Below are 243 nucleotides of genomic sequence, written 5' to 3' on the forward strand. Positions count from 1 at the left end.
TATGGATCGCTCCCTCCATGGCTGAACAAACCTTACGTGCTTTGGTTCTGCGCTTAGATGCCTTGCAGAACATGCGTACGCAAGAGTTGAATAGGCTCGATGTGGCACGTGAGGCTATTCGACAAGGCATTACTGATCACATTGACTGGTTGGATAAAGAAATTAAAGCACTGATTCGTTTAATTAACGACCATACTCGGAACGATCCGGACTTAAAAGATAAGCAGAAATTATTGGATAGCA

1 pseudogene is annotated in these 243 nt (G+C 43.6%); it reads left to right on the top strand.

Annotated elements, in window-relative coordinates:
* Nucleotides 1–17: 17 nt before the first annotated feature.
* Nucleotides 18–243: pseudogene (locus tag H8K55_RS21465) on the top strand (IS110 family transposase); the annotation flags it as partial.

This window comes from Affinundibacterium flavidum (assembly GCF_014284175.1).
In the GTDB taxonomy this organism is placed as follows: domain Bacteria; phylum Pseudomonadota; class Gammaproteobacteria; order Burkholderiales; family Burkholderiaceae_D; genus Undibacterium; species Undibacterium flavidum.